Source organism: Pseudomonas sp. MYb327, assembly GCF_040438925.1.
Taxonomy (GTDB): Bacteria; Pseudomonadota; Gammaproteobacteria; order Pseudomonadales; family Pseudomonadaceae; genus Aquipseudomonas.
Map to the genome: position 1 here is coordinate 1,632,647 of NZ_CP159258.1, position 17,817 is coordinate 1,650,463.

Consider the following 17,817-nt stretch of genomic DNA (forward strand, 5'->3'; position numbering starts at 1 on the left):
TGCGGTTATGCGCAAAAGTGATGTTTGAGTATATGTAAAGAACCAAAACGACTAATGAGAATTGTTGTTGCAATGCCCCTATTTGTGGTGCGGGCAATCGTCGTCTTTACTGTGGTCGAGTCTTTATGCAATCACCGATAAAACCGACAAGAGGCGATGCAATGAGCAACCCAACCAAAGCAAGGAAAGGCGATAGCACAGTCGATGCCTGGGCGATTCTGTTCCTGATTATTCTGGTCGTCGGCACAGCAGTATTTTGGGTGAGTCACCAATAACCGACCCCGTCCGGGCCTTGTTCCGACGATTGTCGGACAAAAACCGGAATAAACCCCGTTTTGCGGACGTTCGCTGGCTATAATGCGCGGCGTATTTCCGGGGGCTCGGGCGACAAATGTTGAAGTTTCTGTGTGGTGCATTACTGGCGCTGGGCTCGGTCGTGGGGCCTTGTGCCCAGGCGGAGTCAGTGCTGTTCCTGAATCCGGGAACCCCCAGGGAAGCTTTTTGGGTCAGTTATTCGCAGTTCATGCAGGCCGCTGCCAAGGACCTGGACGTCGACCTGCGCATTCAGTATTCCGACCGCACCTCCGATATCACCATCCGGCAGGCACGCGAAGCGCTGTTGGGGTCAAACCGCCCCGACTATCTGGTGTTCGTCAACGAGCAATCCATCGCCCCGGAAATCCTGCGTCTGGCGAAGGGCAGCGGCGTGAAGCTGTTTCTGGTCAACAACGCCTTGACGGTGGACCAGATGCACCTGCTCGGCGCGCGTCCGGACAAGTACCCCGATTGGGTGGGCAGCCTGGTGCCCAACGATGAGGAGGGCGGATACCTGATGCTCAAGGAGCTGATTCGGCTCCATCCCCCGGTTGCCCCCGGACAAATGATTGACCTCTTGGCCTTCTCGGGACTGAAAGTCACCCCGTCCGCACAGTTGCGAGAGAAAGGCATGCGTCGCGCGTTGGCCGAACACCCCGAAGTGCGTTTGCGCCAATTGGTGTACGGCGGCTGGACCCGGGAGCGCGCCTATGAACAGGCCAAGCTGCTGTTCAAACGCTACCCGCAGACATCACTGGTCTGGTCGGCCAATGACGAAATGAGCTTTGGCGTTATGCAGGCCTACGAAGAAACCGGAGGCAAACCCGGCAAGGACGCGCTGTTCGGCACCATCAACAATTCACCCGCTGCTTTGCACGCATTGCTGGAAAACCGCCTGAGCGTTCTGCTGGGCGGGCATTTCAGTCTGGGCGGCTGGGCGTTGGTGCAGTTGCATGACTACGATCAGGGTGTCGATGTCAGCCAGTACGGGGGTCGTGACCGGCAGATACCGTTGCTGCAAGTGGTTGATCGGCGGCAGGCCAAGCGCTTGCTGGCGATGGGGGCGGCGCAGGACTTCGGCGTGGACTTCCACAAACTCTCCGCCAAGGGCCGGCCGGTGTCGTATCGTTACCCGTTCAGCCTGCAAACCTTGATGCATTGACCCGTTTCAGAGTCCGGCCAGCATCAACACCAGTTTGACGATGCCGAACAGCGTCAGCGCGAACACCGCTGTGAACAGAATCCCCAGAATCACGAAATGGCTGGGCTTGCCATGGGTGAAATCCCGCGCCCGGTTTTTTCCGCTCTGCACCCCGAACGCTGCCGCCATGACGCTGTGCAACATCTGCCAGAAGGTCGGCGGCTTGTTGTCGACTGGATCGTCCATAAATCGCCCGTCACGTATGTGTGAGTGGTAAGCATAGACAATCCAGACAAAAAGATCGCAGCCTGCGGCAGCTCCTCCAGGGTTATATGTCCGCCTGTAGGAGCTGCCGAAGACTGCGATCTTTTGTTTTTACTCGTCGTAACCGAGGTTAGGCGCCAACCAGCGTTCGGTCACGCTCAACTCCTGACCTTTACGCGAGGTGTAGCTCTGCACCTGATCCTTGTCGATCTTGCCGACGGCGAAGTATTGCGCCTGCGGGTGCGCGAAGTACCAGCCGCTGACTGCTGCCGCCGGGAACATCGCGTAGTGCTCGGTGAGGAACACGCCGCTGCGGCCAGCCTGCATTTCACGGGCTTGCGGGTCGAGCAGGGCGAACAGCGTGGCTTTCTCGGTGTGATCCGGGCACGCCGGGTAGCCCGGAGCAGGGCGGATGCCAGAGTATTGCTCTTTGATCAGCGCATCATTGTCGAGGGTTTCTTCCTTGGCATAGCCCCAATGCTCTTTACGCACCTGCTGGTGCAGCCACTCGGCGCAGGCCTCGGCCAAACGGTCGGCCAGAGCCTTGACCATGATCGAGTTGTAGTCGTCGCCAGCGTCCTGATAGGCCTTGGCCACTTCTTCTGCGCCGATGCCGGCGGTGGTGATGAAACCACCCACGTAGTCGGTGAGTTCGCTGTCCTTCGGCGCGACGAAGTCGGCGAGGGAGAAGTTCGGCTTGCCGTCGGTCTTGATGATCTGCTGACGCAGGTGATGCAGTTTGGCCAATGGCTTGCCGTCGTCGCCGTAGAGCTCGATGTCATCGTCACGCACCTGGTTGGCCGGCCAGAAGCCGAACACCGCACGGGCGCTGATCAGCTTCTCGTCGATCAGTTTGGCGAGCATTTCCTGTGCGTCGGCGTACAGCGCGGTGGCGGCTTCACCGACCACTTCATCTTCAAGGATGCGCGGGAATTTCCCGGCCAGGTCCCAGGAAATAAAGAACGGCGTCCAGTCGATATATTCGGCCAGCACCTTCAGGTCGATGTTATCCAGCACTTTGCTGCCGGTGAACGTTGGTTTGACCGGTTCGTAGGTGCTCCAGTCGAACTGCGGTTTTTTCGCAATCGACGCGGCGTAGCTCAGGCGTTCGGTACGGGCGCTGCGGTTGGCGGTGCGCTCGCGGACTTCGATGTATTCCTCGCGGGTTCTCTCGACGAAACCGGCCTTCAGTTCCTTGGACAGCAACTGGGTCGCCACGCCGACAGCACGGGAAGCGTCGGTGACATACACCACCGCATCGTTGCTGTACTTCGGTTCGATCTTCACTGCCGTGTGCGCTTTGGAGGTGGTCGCGCCACCGATCATCAACGGCAGGTGGAAATCCTGGCGCTGCATTTCGCGGGCAACGTGGACCATTTCATCCAGCGACGGGGTGATCAGGCCGGACAGGCCGATGATGTCGCACTTTTCGTCCTTGGCGACCTGGAGGATTTTCTCCGCCGGCACCATCACGCCGAGGTCGACGATGTCGTAGCCGTTACAGCCCAGCACCACGCCCACGATGTTTTTGCCGATGTCGTGCACGTCGCCTTTTACCGTGGCCATCAGGATCTTGCCCTTGGCTTCCGGTTTGTCACCTTTTTCCAGCTCGATGAACGGGATCAAGTGGGCCACGGCCTGCTTCATCACACGGGCTGATTTCACCACCTGCGGCAGGAACATTTTGCCGGCGCCGAACAGGTCGCCAACGATGTTCATGCCGGACATCAGCGGGCCTTCGATCACTTCGATCGGGCGGGCGAAGGACTGACGGGACTCTTCGGTGTCTTCGACGATGTGGGTGGTAATGCCCTTGACCAGCGCATGCTCCAGACGCTTGTTGACGTCCCAGCTACGCCATTCTTCGGTCTCGGCTTCCTTGACGCTGCCGTCGCCCTTGTACTTGTCGGCGATGGCGAGGAGGGCGTCGGTGCCTTCCGGAGTGCGGTTGAGGATCACGTCTTCCACGGCGTCGCGCAGTTCGACCGGGATCTGGTCGTAGATCTCCAGTTGCCCGGCGTTGACGATGCCCATGGTCAGGCCGGCGCGGATCGCATACAGCAGGAACACCGAGTGGATCGCTTCACGCACCGGGTTGTTGCCGCGGAACGAGAACGACACGTTGGACACGCCGCCCGACGTCAGGGCGTACGGCAGTTCGTCGCGGATGTAGGCGCAGGCGTTGATGAAGTCCACAGCGTAGTTGTTGTGTTCTTCGATACCGGTGGCTACGGCGAAGATGTTCGGGTCGAAAATGATGTCTTCCGGCGGGAAGCCGACTTCGTTGACCAGGATGTCGTAGGAGCGTTTGCAGATTTCTTTCTTGCGCGCTTCGGTGTCGGCCTGACCGGCTTCGTCGAACGCCATTACCACAACGGCGGCGCCGTAGCGCTTGCACAGTTTGGCGTGATGAATGAACTGCTCGACGCCTTCCTTCATGCTGATCGAGTTGACGATGCCCTTGCCCTGGATGCACTTGAGGCCGGCTTCGATCACCTCCCACTTGGAGGAGTCGATCATGATCGGTACGCGGGAGATGTCCGGTTCACCGGCAATCAGATTGAGGAAGGTCACCATGGCCTTCTTCGAATCGAGCATCCCTTCGTCCATGTTGATGTCGATCACCTGGGCGCCGGCTTCGACCTGCTGCAGGGCGACTTCCAGGGCTTCGGTGTAATTGTCTTCACGGATCAGGCGGGCGAATTTGGCGGAACCGGTGATGTTGGTGCGCTCGCCGACGTTAACGAACAGCGAGTTGCGATCGATGGTGAACGGCTCCAGACCCGACAAGCGGCAGGCTTTCGGGATCTCCGGAATTTCGCGCGGCGCGTAACCGGCCACGGCTTTGGCGATGGCTTCGATGTGGCCCGGCGTGGTGCCGCAGCAACCGCCGACGATGTTGAGGAAGCCGCTTTGGGCAAATTCTTCGATGACCTTGGCGGTTTGCGACGGCAGTTCGTCGTACTCGCCGAATTCGTTCGGCAGGCCGGCGTTCGGGTGAGCCGATACGTGGGTGCTGGCCTTGTTCGACAGCTCTTCCAGGTACGGGCGCAACTCGCTGGCGCCGAGGGCGCAGTTCAAGCCGACCGAGATTGGCTTGGCGTGGGCCACGGAGTTCCAGAACGCTTCTGTGGTCTGGCCGGACAGGGTGCGGCCGGAGGCGTCGGTGATAGTGCCGGAAATCATGATCGGCAGTTCGATGCCCAGCTCTTCGAACACGCCTTGCACGGCGAAGATCGCGGCTTTTGCGTTCAAAGTGTCGAAAATGGTTTCGATCAGGATCAGGTCGGCGCCGCCTTCGATCAGGCCCTTGGTGGCTTCGGTGTAGTTCTCTACCAATTCATCGAAGGTTACGTTGCGATAGCCGGGGTTGTTCACGTCCGGGGACAACGAGCAGGTGCGGCTGGTCGGGCCGAGAACGCCGGCGACGAAGCGTGGCTTGTCCGGGTTCTCGAGGGTTTTCGCGTCGGCGACCTTGCGCGCCAGGCGAGCGCCTTCTACGTTCAGTTCGTAGGCCAGTTCTTCCATGCCGTAATCGGCCATGGAAATGCGGGTGGCGTTGAAGGTGTTGGTTTCCAGGATGTCGGCGCCGGCATCCAGGTAGGCTTTCTCGATACCACCAATCACGTCCGGGCGGGTCAGTACCAACAGGTCGTTGTTGCCTTTGACATCACTCGGCCAGTCGGCGAAGCGTTTGCCACGGTAATCCTGTTCCTCAAGCTTATAGCTCTGGATCATCGTGCCCATGCCGCCATCGAGAATCAGGATGCGCTCCTTGAGGGCGTGCTTGAGAGCTTGAAGGCGAACGCTGCGATCGGACATTTGGACTACTCGGTAAGACCATGACGAAGGGCCCGGATGATAGCAAACCTGTGCGCATTTAGAGCATGTCCGGAATTTGCATGAATATCGCTCATGTTGGCGGGGCGGGTGGACAGGTAGAATCGCGGCGTTTTTCAAGGATCAGGATCAGGGACATGTCGTATCGCTTCGTCGTCAGCAGTGTGTTGCTGTTAGTAAGCTGGGGCGCCGCTGCGCAAACCCCGGCAATTTCTGCTGTCGTTTCTCCTTCTGTTTCCTACAGTCGCGACATTCAACCGATCTTCACTGATAAATGTGTGGCCTGCCACGCCTGCTACGACTCTGCCTGTCAGCTCAACCTGGGCAGTGGCGAAGGGGCGGCACGCGGCGCCAGCAAAACTCCGGTCTACGACGGTGATCGCAGCCAGGCTGCTGCGCCGACCCGATTGTTTTATGACGCTTTTGGCAAGCGCGCGTGGCAGCAAAAGGGCTTCTATTCGGTACTCGACGCCCAGGGCAACCAGGCCGCGCTGATGGCGCGCATGCTGGAATTGGGCCACCAAACCCCGCTGCAACCCAATGCCAAATTGCCCGAAAACATCGCCCTGGGGCTGAACCGCGAAAACATGTGCGCCATGCCGGCAGAGTTTGACGGCTACGCCAGCTCCCATCCGAGGCAGGGCATGCCACTGGCGGTGACCGGCCTGACCGATCAGCAATACCAGACGTTGCAACGCTGGCTGGCTTCCGGTGCTCCGATCGATGAACAAGGCCTGGTGCCCAGTGCCAAGGAAGCCTTGCAGGTGGTGCAGTGGGAAAACCTGCTCAACGCCCCCGGCGCCCGCCAGAGTCTGGTAGGGCGCTGGTTGTTCGAGCACTGGTTTCTCGCGCACATCTATTTCAAGGACGGCGAGCCGGGGCATTTCTTCCAGTGGGTGCGTTCGCGCACGCCGACCGGCCAGCCTATCGACTTGATCAATACCCGTCGGCCGAATGACGACCCCGGCACTCAGGTCTATTACCGCTTGTGGCCGGTGCAGGGTGTGATCGTGCACAAGACTCACATCACCTATCCGCTCAGCGCGGCGAAGATGGCGCGGGTCAAAAGCCTCTTTTATAACGGCAACTGGCAAGCCGATGCCTTGCCGGGCTACGGGCCGGAACGCCGGGCCAATCCGTTTTCGACTTTCGAAGCGATCCCGGCGCAGGCGCGTTATCAGTTCATGCTCGATAACGCCGAGTATTTCGTGCGCACCTTTATTCGTGGCCCGGTCTGCCGGGGCCAGATCGCCACCGACGTGATTCGCGATAATTTCTGGGCGCTGTTCCAGGCGCCGGAGCATGACCTTTACATTACCGACCCGAACTATCGCGGCCAGGCCACGCCGTTGCTGGCGATGCCGGGGCAGAACGACGACGTTGGCAGTGTCTTGACCCTGTGGCACGACTACCGCGACAAACGCAATGAATACGAGGCGCTGCGTCGGGACAGTTACGCTGATCTGCCGCCGCCGAGCTGGTCGAGCCTGTGGGCCGGCAATGACAACGCGCTGTTGAGCATCTTCAGGCATTTCGACAGCGCCGCAGTCACCAAAGGGCTGATCGGGGAGGTGCCGCAGACAATGTGGCTGTTCGACTTTCCGCTGCTGGAGCGTACCTATTATCAGTTGGCAGTGAATTTCGATGTGTTTGGCAACGTGTCCCATCAGGCCCAGACGCGGCTGTATTTCGACCTCATTCGCAATGGTGCCGAGCAGAACTTCCTGCGCCTGATGCCGGCCGACTCCCGCGATGGCTACCTCGATGATTGGTATCAGGACGGCGGTAAATTCAAAATGTGGCTGGATTACGAGTCCATCGACAACGACACGCCGACCGCCCTGAAACTCAATGAAAATGATCCCAAGCGCGACTTCGCCATGCAGTTGCTGGCACGCTACGGCGACCTGAACGCCAAGCCTGATCCCATCAATCGCTGCGACGGCGCCTATTGCTCGCGGCCGAACATCGATGCGGATTTGCAGGAAGCCGAACAAGCGTTGAGTCGCCTGACATCACGTCCGGCGGCAGGCCTCAAGGTCATCGATCAACTGCCGGAAGCGACCATGCTGCGCGTCGAAACCGTGAGCGGGAAGCGCGAGGTCTACAGCCTGTTGCGCAATCGCGCGCACAGCAACGTGGCGTTTCTGATCGGCGAGTCGCTGCGGTACCAACCTGGGCTGGATACGCTCACCATTTTCCCGGGTGTTCTGAGCAGTTACCCGAACTTCATCTTCAACATCCCCGCCGAGCAGGTGCCAGAGTTTGTGGATGCGATGGAAAACGCCACGGACGCGGTCCGCTTCGAGAAAATCGTCGAGCGCTGGGGCGTGCGGCGCAGCCATCCGCAGTTCTGGCAGTATTTCCATGACCTGAGCCGCTATATCCATGAAACCGACCCGGTGGAAGAGGGCGTGCTGGACATGAACCGCTACGAGAATCTTTGATCGATTGACGATGACCCGGTGTCGGACTCTATAGGCACCGCCAATCCTGTAGGAGCTGGCTTGCCCGCGATAGCCATCAATGTTGACTGGGATGGCGCCATCGCCGGCGAGCCAGCTCCAATAAAGGGATTGGGGTGAGTCGAGTTATCGGGAGGGCCATCGATGTTGATTTCAGTGCAGGCGCTTCGCGCGCTCGCGGCCTGGACGGTGGTTTGCCACCATTTCATGCAGATTTTCTTCGACTTTCACGCTCGCGGGCCAGTGGGGCAGATGTTCATCGACAAGGGCGCGGTGGGCGTCGACATCTTCTTCGTCATTAGCGGGCTGGTGATTTTCCTGTCCACTGAAAGCAAGTCGCTCCCGCCTGGCCGCTTTCTGCTGTATCGACTGTTTCGCATTGTCCCGGCGTACTGGTTGTATACGGTGCTGATGGCCCTGCTGGTCGTGTTCGCCAAGCCCGTGTTGCCGGATCAGACGGTCGACTGGTCGCATTTCTTGCTGTCGTTGTTGTTTATTCCTACGCAAAATCCTGGTGGCTACGGCATTTATCCGACGCTAAATGTCGGCTGGACGCTCAACTACGAAATGCTGTTCTACGTGCTGTTTGCCTGGGCGCTGCTGTTTCGCCTGCAGGTCCGGTTGCTGGTCGTCGCAGCGCTGCTGTTTGCGGTGTGTCAGGCGTGGACCGGATATGGCTGGGTCAGCGAGTTTTATCGCTCGGATATCGTTTACGAGTTTTTACTGGGGATCGCCATCGGGATGATCTACCGCCGTGGCTGGATCAAACCCAGACTCTGGCTGCCGTTGCTGGGCATCGTCGGCGCGTTGATGGTGATCTACCACGCGGCTCCGCAGCCACGGTTGCTGGCCTGGGGCCTGCCGAGTGCGGTGCTGGTCCTGGCTTGCATGTCGCTCGAGCGGTTTTTCGCGAACAACAGATTGTTCAAGTTGCTCGGCGATTGTTCCTACTCGGTGTACCTGATGCACGTCCTGGTATTGTCTGCGGGCGGTTTCATCGCACAGCGCTATGGGATAAATCCCTACGTGATGTTCGCGATCTGTGTGGCGACCATCGGGTTGGGATCGTGGGCAAGTTACGAATGGGTGGAAAAATGCAGCTATCGGTGGCTTAAAGACTGGATTGACGGTGAAGCGAAGGATGAGCCAGTTCCGGTTCTTTCCCGACAAAAATACTAGGACTTTGTCCGGCGCGATGATTGGCGTAAACTGCGCCCAAGCCTGCGAGGAGTTTCCATGACCGCTATTACCATCACCGACGCCGCCCACGATTACCTGGCTGATCTGCTCTCCAAGCAGAACACCCCGGGTATCGGAATCCGCGTCTTTATCACCCAGCCTGGCACCCAGTACGCCGAAACCTGCATTGCCTACTGCAAGCCGGGCGAAGAAAAACCTGAAGACACGGCGTTGGGGCTGAAAAGCTTCACCGCGTACATCGACCATTTCAGCGAAGCTTTCCTGGACGATGCCGTTGTCGACTACGCCACCGACCGCATGGGCGGCCAACTGACCATCAAGGCACCTAACGCCAAAGTACCAATGGTCAATGCCGACAGCCCGGTCAACGAGCGTATCAACTACTACCTGCAAACCGAGATCAACCCGGGGCTGGCCAGCCACGGCGGTCAGGTCAGCCTGATCGATGTGGTTGAGGACGGCATCGCCGTTCTGCAGTTCGGCGGCGGTTGCCAGGGCTGTGGCCAGGCAGACGTGACCCTCAAGGAAGGCATCGAGCGCACGTTGCTCGAGCGTATTCCTGAGCTGAAGGGTGTGCGGGACGTGACCGACCACACGCAGAAAGAAAACGCCTATTACTAAGGTGTTCGCTGCGAGCATAAAAAACGGCACCCGTGAGTGCCGTTTTTTTATGGGTGAAATTCACTGGCCCTATCGCTGGCAAGCCAGCTCCTACAGTGAAACGCGGTCAACTGTAGGAGCTGGCTTGCCAGCGATAAGGGCCTAAGGGCGATACAAATGAGCATGCCCCGCACGATAAAGCGACGACTCACTGAAGTGATCACTGCCCAGCACCCGGCCCACCAATATTAACGCGGTACGCCTAAACCCCTTGGCCTCGACCTTTTCGGCAATGTCCTCAAGCGTCCCTACCACCCAATCCTGATCCGGCCATGTCGCCCGATGAATCACCGCAATCGGGCAGTCCGCGCCGTAATGCGGCAGCAATTCAACCAGAATTTTCTCCAGATGATTGACCCCCAGATGAATCGCCATGGTCGCCCCGTGCTGCGCCAGGTTGCCCAGTTCTTCTCCAGTCGGCATTGCGGTTTTGTCGGCGTAGCGGGTCAGGATCACGCTCTGTGACACGTCCGGCAACGTCAGTTCCGCGCCCAACAGCGCCGCGCAGGCCGCCGTCGCGGTCACGCCAGGAATGATTTCAAAAGGAATGCCGAGTTCGCGCAGGTAGCGAATCTGCTCGCCGATGGCGCCATACAGGCTCGGATCGCCAGAATGCACGCGCGCCACGTCCTGGCCGTTGTCGTGGGCGGTCTTGATCAATTCGATGATCTGTTCCAGGTGCAGTTCGGCGCTGTTGACCACCTGTTCGGCGCGATGCCCTTCGAGCACGGCGGCGGGGACCAGCGAGCCGGCATAGATGATCACCGGGCAGCTGCGAATCAGCCGTTGACCCTTGACGGTGATCAGTTCCGGGTCGCCGGGACCTGCGCCAATAAAGTAGACGGTCATCGTCGGTTCCTGTGAGAAAAAAGGGGCTGGGCAAGGCTTCAGATGAAGATTGCTCATGATTGAATGCGCGGATTATCGGGGATTTTATGCCGCGCCAGCCAATGCCAGAGTGGCCTGGGCGTATTTTTGTCGCCGGATGAGCAGTTTCGCCGGTGCATTATCAAGCTGTTCAGCCAGGGCCAGCGCGGCACTTTCCGCCACGCCATAGCAGCCCGTGCGCTCGAACGCGATGTCCGAATGATGGCTAAGTTGCGGCTGATAACCGGCTAACTGTGCGCTACTGAAATACATCACTTCCAGACCAAGCTGCTCAGCGAGTTCTATCAGGGCCGGCTCATCACGCTTCAAGTCGATACTCGCCAGGGCCGTGATTTCATGGATGTCTATTTGGTGCGCTTGCAGTGCCTGATCAAGCAACGCTCGTAGCGTGCTGACGGGACAGCCTCGTTGGCAGCCCAGGCCGACCACCAGGGTCGGCGCTGTGCCGGGATCCGTCATGCGTGGTATGGACCATCGCTTTTGCGGCGGAACAACCAGGCGCTGATCAGGCCCAAGGCCAGCCAGAATGCCACGTTGGTCAACTGCGAAGCGATTTTGAACTGCGCTTCAAGGGCTTCCGGGGCGAGCATCGAATGCACCTCCGGTTGCGGCGCGCCAATCACGTGAGGAACGGCGAGGATCGCCACGCCGAAGAGTTTCATCAGCCAGTGGCGGCTGAATACGATCAGTGCAATGCCGACAGCGGTGGAGGAAGCCGTACCGATCCACCAGATTTGTCGCTGTGCCAGATCGGCAGCGGCGGTGCCTGGCAGTTCAGGCGGTAAGCCAAGCGTCGGCGCCAGCACGAAAGTTGCGTAACCGGCCAGGCCCCAGAGCAGGCCTTGAGAAGTTTTGGTTGGCGCGCGCAAGGTGTAGAGACCGGCGAGCATCAGGGCGAAGCCGACAGCCACCACCAGGTTGCCACCGGTGGTCGACAGCACGCGCTGCCAGCCGTCTTCCGGCGCCCAGGCTTCGGCATCGTGGGTGTGAGCCGCGACTCCAGCGGCATGTTCGTGGACTTCAACCGCGGCGGGTTCCGATTTCTCGTAGGTTTCGGCTTGTGAAATCAGCGGAGACACCCAGAGACTTTGCAGCAGGGTGAGCAGCAGGGCGGCCAACAGACCGGTGAAACCTGCAGTTTGCGCAATACGCTTGATCATGTCGGCAGGTCTCAATGGCATGGGAACGCGGCGCTGTGGCGCGTATCGTGGGCAGCGTTGTGGACTGCTTCGATGTGCGAGAAACCGGCAAAATACACCAGGCACGCACCGAGGATCGACGCACAAATGGCGGCGGTCAGGCGTTGAGTGAGGGTAGTGGTGCTGCTGGCGGTGGTGCTGTGGCCGGTGCTGCTGATGATCGACATGGCGCTTCCCTTTGTGCTGTCAGCGGGGGAATAAGAGCGCGAGCAGAACCCGGCACGACCGAGCGCGCAGAGGTTCGAACAGCGCCCGCCCACCGCGGGTTTGTTGATTCAGTGATCGTATTGGTCACTTTGTGTTGCGGGCCGGTCTCCGGGCTCACGAGGGGCGCAGGCGTTAGCCTTGACCTGCAAGCATCACCTTCCCATGCCGCAATGGCACAGTGGATCTGACGCTTCGCTCGCTTACCGTTGCGGGGGCAGCACCGGACTGACATGGCTTTGAGTAAAGCACATGATTCACCGGTTTCCCGTTTCACCCTGTGAAGGGCACCCGTAACAAGGTGCGTAGGAGAGCATGGGCGAGGGGCGGGCGTCAATTGGCAAGGGTTCTCGTTTGCGGCACAGGGGAGGTTGGGCGCCTCACGGACATTGACCCGCCCCAATACGATGCGTAGCCTTGCGCTTTCGAGGTTCTTCGGCGTTTGTCGAAGCTAAGAAGGGAACGCGGTCAATGCCGCGGCTGCCCCCGCAACTGTGAACGGTGATGTTCGCTGCCACGCCACTGCACGCTCAAGCCTTGAGCCCGCGGGAAGGCGCAGCGAACGCCAGTCAAGTGACTGGCACACCGTCAGCCAGGAGACCTGCCTCGATACAGATTCTCACTACAACCGGGCGGGGTGATCCGGTGGCGAACGCTTCTGGCGCGCTTGTGCGTTGCCGGTTCTCGTCCCGAATGCCCGCCACCTTGCCAAAGGGCATCCGATGAAAACACTGGCCAAACTCCCCGTCACCATCGTTACCGGCTTCCTCGGCTCGGGCAAAACCACCTTGCTGCGGCACATGCTCGACAACACCCAGGGCCGTCGAATCGCGGTGATCGTCAACGAGTTCGGCGAGCTGGGCATCGACGGCGAAATCCTCAAGCAGTGCTCCATCGGTTGCACCGAAGAAGAAGCCAACGGCCGCGTCTATGAACTGGCCAACGGCTGCCTGTGCTGCACCGTCCAGGAAGAGTTCTTCCCGGTGATGCGCGAACTGGTGGCCCGTCGTGGCGACCTCGACCACATCCTCATCGAAACTTCCGGCCTGGCCCTGCCAAAACCGCTGGTCCAGGCCTTCCAGTGGCCGGAAATCCGCAGCGCCTGCACCGTTGACGCGGTGATCACCGTGGTCGACAGCCCGGCCGTGGCCGCCGGCACTTTCGCCGCATTCCCGGATCAAGTCGACGCTCAGCGCAAACTCGACCCGAATCTGGATCACGAATCACCGCTGCACGAGCTGTTCGCCGACCAACTGTCCAGCGCCGATTTGGTGATCCTCAACAAGGCCGACCTGATCAGCCCCGAAGACCTGGCCCGTGTACGCCTGGAAGTTGCCGAAGAATTGCCGCCGGCAGTGAAGGTAATCGAAGCCAGCAGCGGTCGCTTGCCACTGGACGTACTGATCGGCCTCGGCGCCGGTTCCGAAGAACACATCGATAGCCGCCACAGCCATCACGATCATCACCACGACGATGACGATCATGATGACCACGATCACGACGCGTTCGATTCCATTTCCATCGAACTGCCGGCATCCGACGAAAGCCTGTTGATGGACGCGCTGACCCAATTGGTGGTCCAGCACGGCATCCTGCGCGTCAAGGGTTTCGCCGCGATCCCGAGCAAGCCGATGCGCCTGCTGATCCAGGGTGTGGGCACGCGTTTCGACAAACACTTCGACCGTCAGTGGGGCGCTGAAGAAGCACGCACGACGCGTCTGGTGTTGATCGGCCAGGCACTGGATGCCGCGTTGCTCGAAGCGCAATTGCGCGCCGCGCTCAGCGTGTAAGTCATGCACCTGCTCAGGACCCAGCCCGGCGGTTTCGTGTCGGATGACAACATTGCCGACCTTGGACAAACCCCCGCCGAGCTGGTGATCCTGTGCAGCGGCGATTCCAGCCTGGCGCTGCTCGCCGAAGCGGCGCAGCAATTGCCCGACGATTACCCGAGCGTGCGCCTGGCCAACCCGATGCAGGTGCAGAACCATGCGTCGGTCGATCTGTACATCGACGAAGTGCTGCGCCACGCGAAGGTCATCTTGATTTCGCTGCACGGCGGCATCGCCTATTGGCGTTACGGCGTCGAGCGGTTGGTGGAATTGTCACAGCGCGGAGTGCAACTGATTCTGGTGCCGGGCGATGATCGTCCGGATCCGGAACTCAGCGACCTCAGCACTGTTCCCGCCGAAGAACGCGATCGGCTTTGGCAATTCCTGCGACAGGGCGGCATGGGCAACGCCCTCGACTTTTTCCGTTGCCTGGCCAATCGCTGGCTGGATCGCGACTACCCCTGGGCCGAGCCGCAAACCCTGCCGCGCACGGCGATTTACCATCCGCAAAGAAGCCCGGCGACACTGCAAGATTGGCAAGCCGACTGGCAGGTTGACCAACCGGTGGCGGCGGTGCTGTTTTACCGCTCGCATTTGCAGGCGGCGAACACGGCTTTTATCGATGTTTTCTGCCAGCGTTTGTTGGCGGCGGGGCTCAACCCGTTGCCCATTGCCCTCGCCAGTTTGAAAGAACCCGGCTGCCTGTCGATGGTCGAGGATTGGCTGGATGAAACATCAGCTTCGGTGATTTTGAATACCACGGGTTTCGCCCAATCCAGCCCCGAAGCGCCGCATCTGCGACCGTTTCGGCGCAATATCCCTGTGATCCAGGCGATTTGCGCCCAGGACAACGAACCCGGTTGGCGCGCCAGCGAACAGGGCCTCGGCCCTCGTGATCTGGCGATGCATATTGCACTGCCGGAGCTGGACGGAAGGATCATCAGCCGCCCGATCAGCTTCAAGGATCTGGCCTGGCGCAGCGAGCGCAGTCAGTCAGACGTGGTGTGCTACCGGCCGCAACCGGAACGCATGGATTTCGTCGCCGAACTGGCGCGGCGCTGGATTGATCTGGCGCGGCTGCCGAATGCTGAAAAGCGCGTTGCGCTGATCCTCGCCAACTACCCGACCCGCGATGGTCGCATCGGCAACGGCGTGGGCCTCGACACCCCGGCGGCGGCGCTGAATATTCTGCGTGCGTTGCATATCGAAGGGTATCCGCTGCCGGGCGATTTGCCGGAAAGCGGCACGGCGTTGATCCAGCAGTTGCTCGGTGGCGTCAGCAACGACCTCGACACAATCGACCAGCGTCCATGCCAGCAAAGCCTGGCGATGGACGACTATCTGCTGATGTTCAACGCCTTGCCCGAAGCCAACCGCCAAGCGGTGTCGGAGCGCTGGGGCACGCCCGACAGCGATCCGATGTGCCGAGGCGGGCGGATGATGATCGCCGGGTTGCGCTTGGGCCTGACCTTCGTCGGCATTCAACCGGCGCGGGGCTATCAGGTGGATCCGAGCGCGGTGTATCACGATCCGGACCTGGTCCCGCCCCACGGCTATCTGGCGTTCTATTTTTGGTTACGCAACACCTACGGCGCCCACGGCGTGATCCACGTCGGCAAGCACGGCAATCTCGAGTGGCTGCCGGGCAAAGGTGTCGGGCTCTCCGAAAATTGCTGGCCGGACGCACTGCTCGGGCCGCTGCCGAACATCTATCCATTTATCGTCAACGACCCGGGCGAGGGCGCCCAGGCCAAACGCCGTACCCAAGCGGTGATCATCGACCACCTGATGCCGCCGCTGACCCGCGCCGAAACCTACGGCCCGCTGCGCAACCTTGAGTTGCTGGCCGACGAATATTACGAAGCGCAATTGCTCGATCCTCGACGCGCTCGGGAATTGCAGCGCGACATCCTGCAACTGGTGCGCGACACGCACATCGACCGCGAGCTGCAAATGGACGAAAAACTCGACAGCGATGCCGATGCGGCGATCTGGCTGCCGCGCCTGGACACGTACCTGTGCGACTTGAAAGAGTCGCAGATCCGCGATGGTCTGCACGTGTTTGGCGAGTCACCGGTGGGGCGATTGCGCACCGACACCTTGCTCGCGCTGTTGCGCATACCTCGCGGCGATGGCCGGGGGGCGCAATCGAGTCTGCTGCGGGCGCTGGCCAAGGCGTTCGTGCTGGGCTTCGATCCGCTGGATTGTGCACTGGCCGAGCCGTGGACAGGGCCGCGCCCGGACGCTTTGCTGTCGATCAGCGATGAGCCGTGGCGTACCACCGGCGACACCCGCGAACGCCTGGAGCTGTTTGCCACACAACTGATCTTCTGTGGGAGCGAGCCTGCTCGCGATGGAGTGTCAGCTACATCAATCTCAACTGACACAGCGCTTTCGCGAGCAGGCTCGCTCCCACAGGAGGCGAGTTGGTCTGAAGTGAGCGCCATCCTCGACAACTTGCGCGAAGTGGTCGCGCCGCGACTGGACGCCTGCGGCCCCGCAGAAATGCGCGGTCTGCTCGACGCGCTACGCGGCCGTTTCGTCCCGGCCGGCCCCAGCGGAGCCCCCAGTCGCGGTCGCCTGGACGTACTGCCCACCGGGCGCAACTTCTATTCGGTGGACGTGCGCAACCTGCCAACCACCACCGCATGGCGCATCGGTTTCCAGTCGGCCAACCTGATTCTCGAGCGTCATCTGCAAGACCATGGCGACCATCTGCGCCAGCTGGGTTTGTCGGTGTGGGGCACGGCGACCATGCGTACGGGCGGTGACGACATTGCCCAGGCCATGGCGCTGATGGGCGTGCGTCCGGTGTGGGCGACGGGCAGTCAACGGGTCGACGATTTTGAAATTCTGCCGCTGAGTCTGCTCGACCGTCCGCGAGTGGACGTGACCTTGCGTGTGTCGGGTTTCTTCCGCGATGCCTTTGCCAACCTGATTCGCCTGTTCGACGCCGCCGTGCAAGCGGTCGCCGCGCTGGACGAACCGGACGATTTCAACCCGCTGGCAGCCAAGGTCCGCGCCGAGCGCGAAGCGTTGCTGCAATCGGGGCTCGATGAAGAGACAGCGCGGCGTCAGGCTGGTTGGCGCATCTTCGGTGCCAAGCCCGGTGCGTATGGTGCGGGCGTGCAGGGCACCATTGATGGTCGGCTGTGGCAGAGTCGCGAGGATCTGGCCGAGGTTTATTTGAACTGGGGTGGTTACGCCTACGGTGGTGCCGACGAAGGCACCGCGGCCCGCGAGCAGTTTTCTCAACGCCTGAGCCAGGTACAAGCGGTGCTGCAGAACCAGGATAACCGCGAACATGATCTGCTCGATTCCAACGACTATTACCAGTTCCAGGGCGGTATGCTCGCGGCGGTGGAAAGCCTCAGCGGTGCAGCAGCGGCCAGTTATCACGGCGATCACAGTCAGCCAGACTTGCCGAAGATCCGCACGTTGAAGGAAGAGTTGAACCGGGTCATTCGCTCACGGGCAGCTAATCCAAAGTGGATCGACGGGGTCAAGCGTCACGGCTACAAAGGCGCGTTCGAGATGGCGGCGACGGTCGACAACCTGTTCGCGTTCGACGCCACCACGCAGTTGATCGACGATCACCAGTACGCGTTGTTGGCGGACGCTTATTTGCTTGATCCGAACACCCGAGACTTCGTGCGCGAGCACAATCCCCACGCCCTGCGCGACATGACAGAACGCATGCTCGAAGCGCAGCAGCGAGGGATGTGGAAGGACCCGGGCGAGTACCGCGAAGCACTGGAAAATCTGTTGCTGGATATAGAAGAAGACAGCTGATGCAACACCCCTGTGGGAGC

General features: G+C 60.4%; 12 protein-coding genes and 2 riboswitches. Of the genes, 6 read left to right on the forward strand and 6 right to left on the reverse strand.

From position 1 onward, the window contains the following. Positions 1 to 391: 391 nt before the first annotated feature. A complete protein-coding gene (locus tag ABVN21_RS07375; RefSeq protein ID WP_339556171.1) occupies positions 392 to 1,477 on the forward strand; it encodes an ABC transporter substrate-binding protein in 1,086 nt (361 codons plus the stop codon). Between the two features lie 6 nt (positions 1,478 to 1,483). On the opposite strand, the gene ABVN21_RS07380 is transcribed toward ABVN21_RS07375, so the two are convergent. Both ABVN21_RS07380 and metH read right to left on the reverse strand, forming a co-directional pair. After that, complete coding sequence (locus ABVN21_RS07380) at positions 1,484 to 1,702, reverse strand: DUF2970 domain-containing protein (RefSeq protein WP_339556172.1); 219 nt, start codon at positions 1,700 to 1,702, stop codon at positions 1,484 to 1,486. Between the two features lie 129 nt (positions 1,703 to 1,831). Beyond that, positions 1,832 to 5,542: a methionine synthase gene (gene metH, locus ABVN21_RS07385; RefSeq protein ID WP_339556173.1), complete on the reverse strand. Its 3,711-nt coding sequence runs from the start codon at positions 5,540 to 5,542 to the stop codon at positions 1,832 to 1,834. A gap of 155 nt (positions 5,543 to 5,697) precedes the next feature. Here metH and ABVN21_RS07390 point away from each other — a divergent pair, with 155 nt between their 5' ends. From ABVN21_RS07390 to nfuA, 3 genes are all read left to right on the forward strand, one after another. After that, on the forward strand, positions 5,698 to 8,007 hold the full coding sequence (locus tag ABVN21_RS07390) for a fatty acid cis/trans isomerase (RefSeq protein ID WP_339556174.1): 2,310 nt from the start codon (positions 5,698 to 5,700) through the stop codon (positions 8,005 to 8,007). A 162-nt stretch (positions 8,008 to 8,169) separates the two neighbouring features. After that, complete coding sequence (locus ABVN21_RS07395; RefSeq protein WP_339556175.1) at positions 8,170 to 9,204, forward strand: acyltransferase; 1,035 nt, start codon at positions 8,170 to 8,172, stop codon at positions 9,202 to 9,204. A 57-nt stretch (positions 9,205 to 9,261) separates the two neighbouring features. After that, positions 9,262 to 9,846, forward strand: a complete 585-nt coding sequence (nfuA, locus tag ABVN21_RS07400) for a Fe-S biogenesis protein NfuA (RefSeq protein ID WP_007912592.1) — start codon at positions 9,262 to 9,264, stop codon at positions 9,844 to 9,846. 141 nt (positions 9,847 to 9,987) lie between these two features. Here nfuA and cobM read toward each other — a convergent pair whose 3' ends face one another. The 4 genes from cobM to ABVN21_RS07420 all read right to left on the reverse strand — a co-directional run bounded on the left by cobM (position 9,988) and on the right by ABVN21_RS07420 (position 12,139). Then, positions 9,988 to 10,734, reverse strand: coding sequence for a precorrin-4 C(11)-methyltransferase (cobM, locus tag ABVN21_RS07405; RefSeq protein ID WP_339556804.1), 747 nt, complete (start codon positions 10,732 to 10,734; stop codon positions 9,988 to 9,990). Between the two features lie 84 nt (positions 10,735 to 10,818). After that, positions 10,819 to 11,232, reverse strand: coding sequence for a cobalamin biosynthesis protein (locus ABVN21_RS07410; protein ID WP_339556803.1), 414 nt, complete (start codon positions 11,230 to 11,232; stop codon positions 10,819 to 10,821). After that, positions 11,229 to 11,933 carry a CbtA family protein gene (locus tag ABVN21_RS07415; protein ID WP_339556802.1) on the reverse strand — a complete coding sequence of 235 codons (705 nt, stop codon included), beginning with the start codon at positions 11,931 to 11,933 and terminating at the stop codon, positions 11,229 to 11,231. The genes ABVN21_RS07410 and ABVN21_RS07415 overlap by 4 nt, the downstream gene beginning before the upstream one ends. An 11-nt stretch (positions 11,934 to 11,944) precedes the next feature. Further along, entirely contained in the window at positions 11,945 to 12,139 is a 195-nt protein-coding gene (locus ABVN21_RS07420) for a CbtB-domain containing protein (protein ID WP_339556801.1), read from the reverse strand. A 121-nt stretch (positions 12,140 to 12,260) separates the two neighbouring features. Next, positions 12,261 to 12,486, reverse strand: a riboswitch (cobalamin riboswitch). Positions 12,487 to 12,587: 101 nt separating this feature from the next. After that, positions 12,588 to 12,800: riboswitch (cobalamin riboswitch) on the forward strand. Positions 12,801 to 12,898: 98 nt separating this feature from the next. Between ABVN21_RS07420 and cobW the strand changes: the two genes are divergently transcribed. Next, on the forward strand, positions 12,899 to 13,966 hold the full coding sequence (cobW, locus tag ABVN21_RS07425) for a cobalamin biosynthesis protein CobW (RefSeq protein ID WP_339556800.1): 1,068 nt from the start codon (positions 12,899 to 12,901) through the stop codon (positions 13,964 to 13,966). 3 nt (positions 13,967 to 13,969) lie between these two features. Continuing rightward, a complete protein-coding gene (gene cobN, locus ABVN21_RS07430) occupies positions 13,970 to 17,797 on the forward strand; it encodes a cobaltochelatase subunit CobN (RefSeq protein ID WP_339556799.1) in 3,828 nt (1,275 codons plus the stop codon). The last annotated feature ends 20 nt before the right edge of the window (positions 17,798 to 17,817 follow it).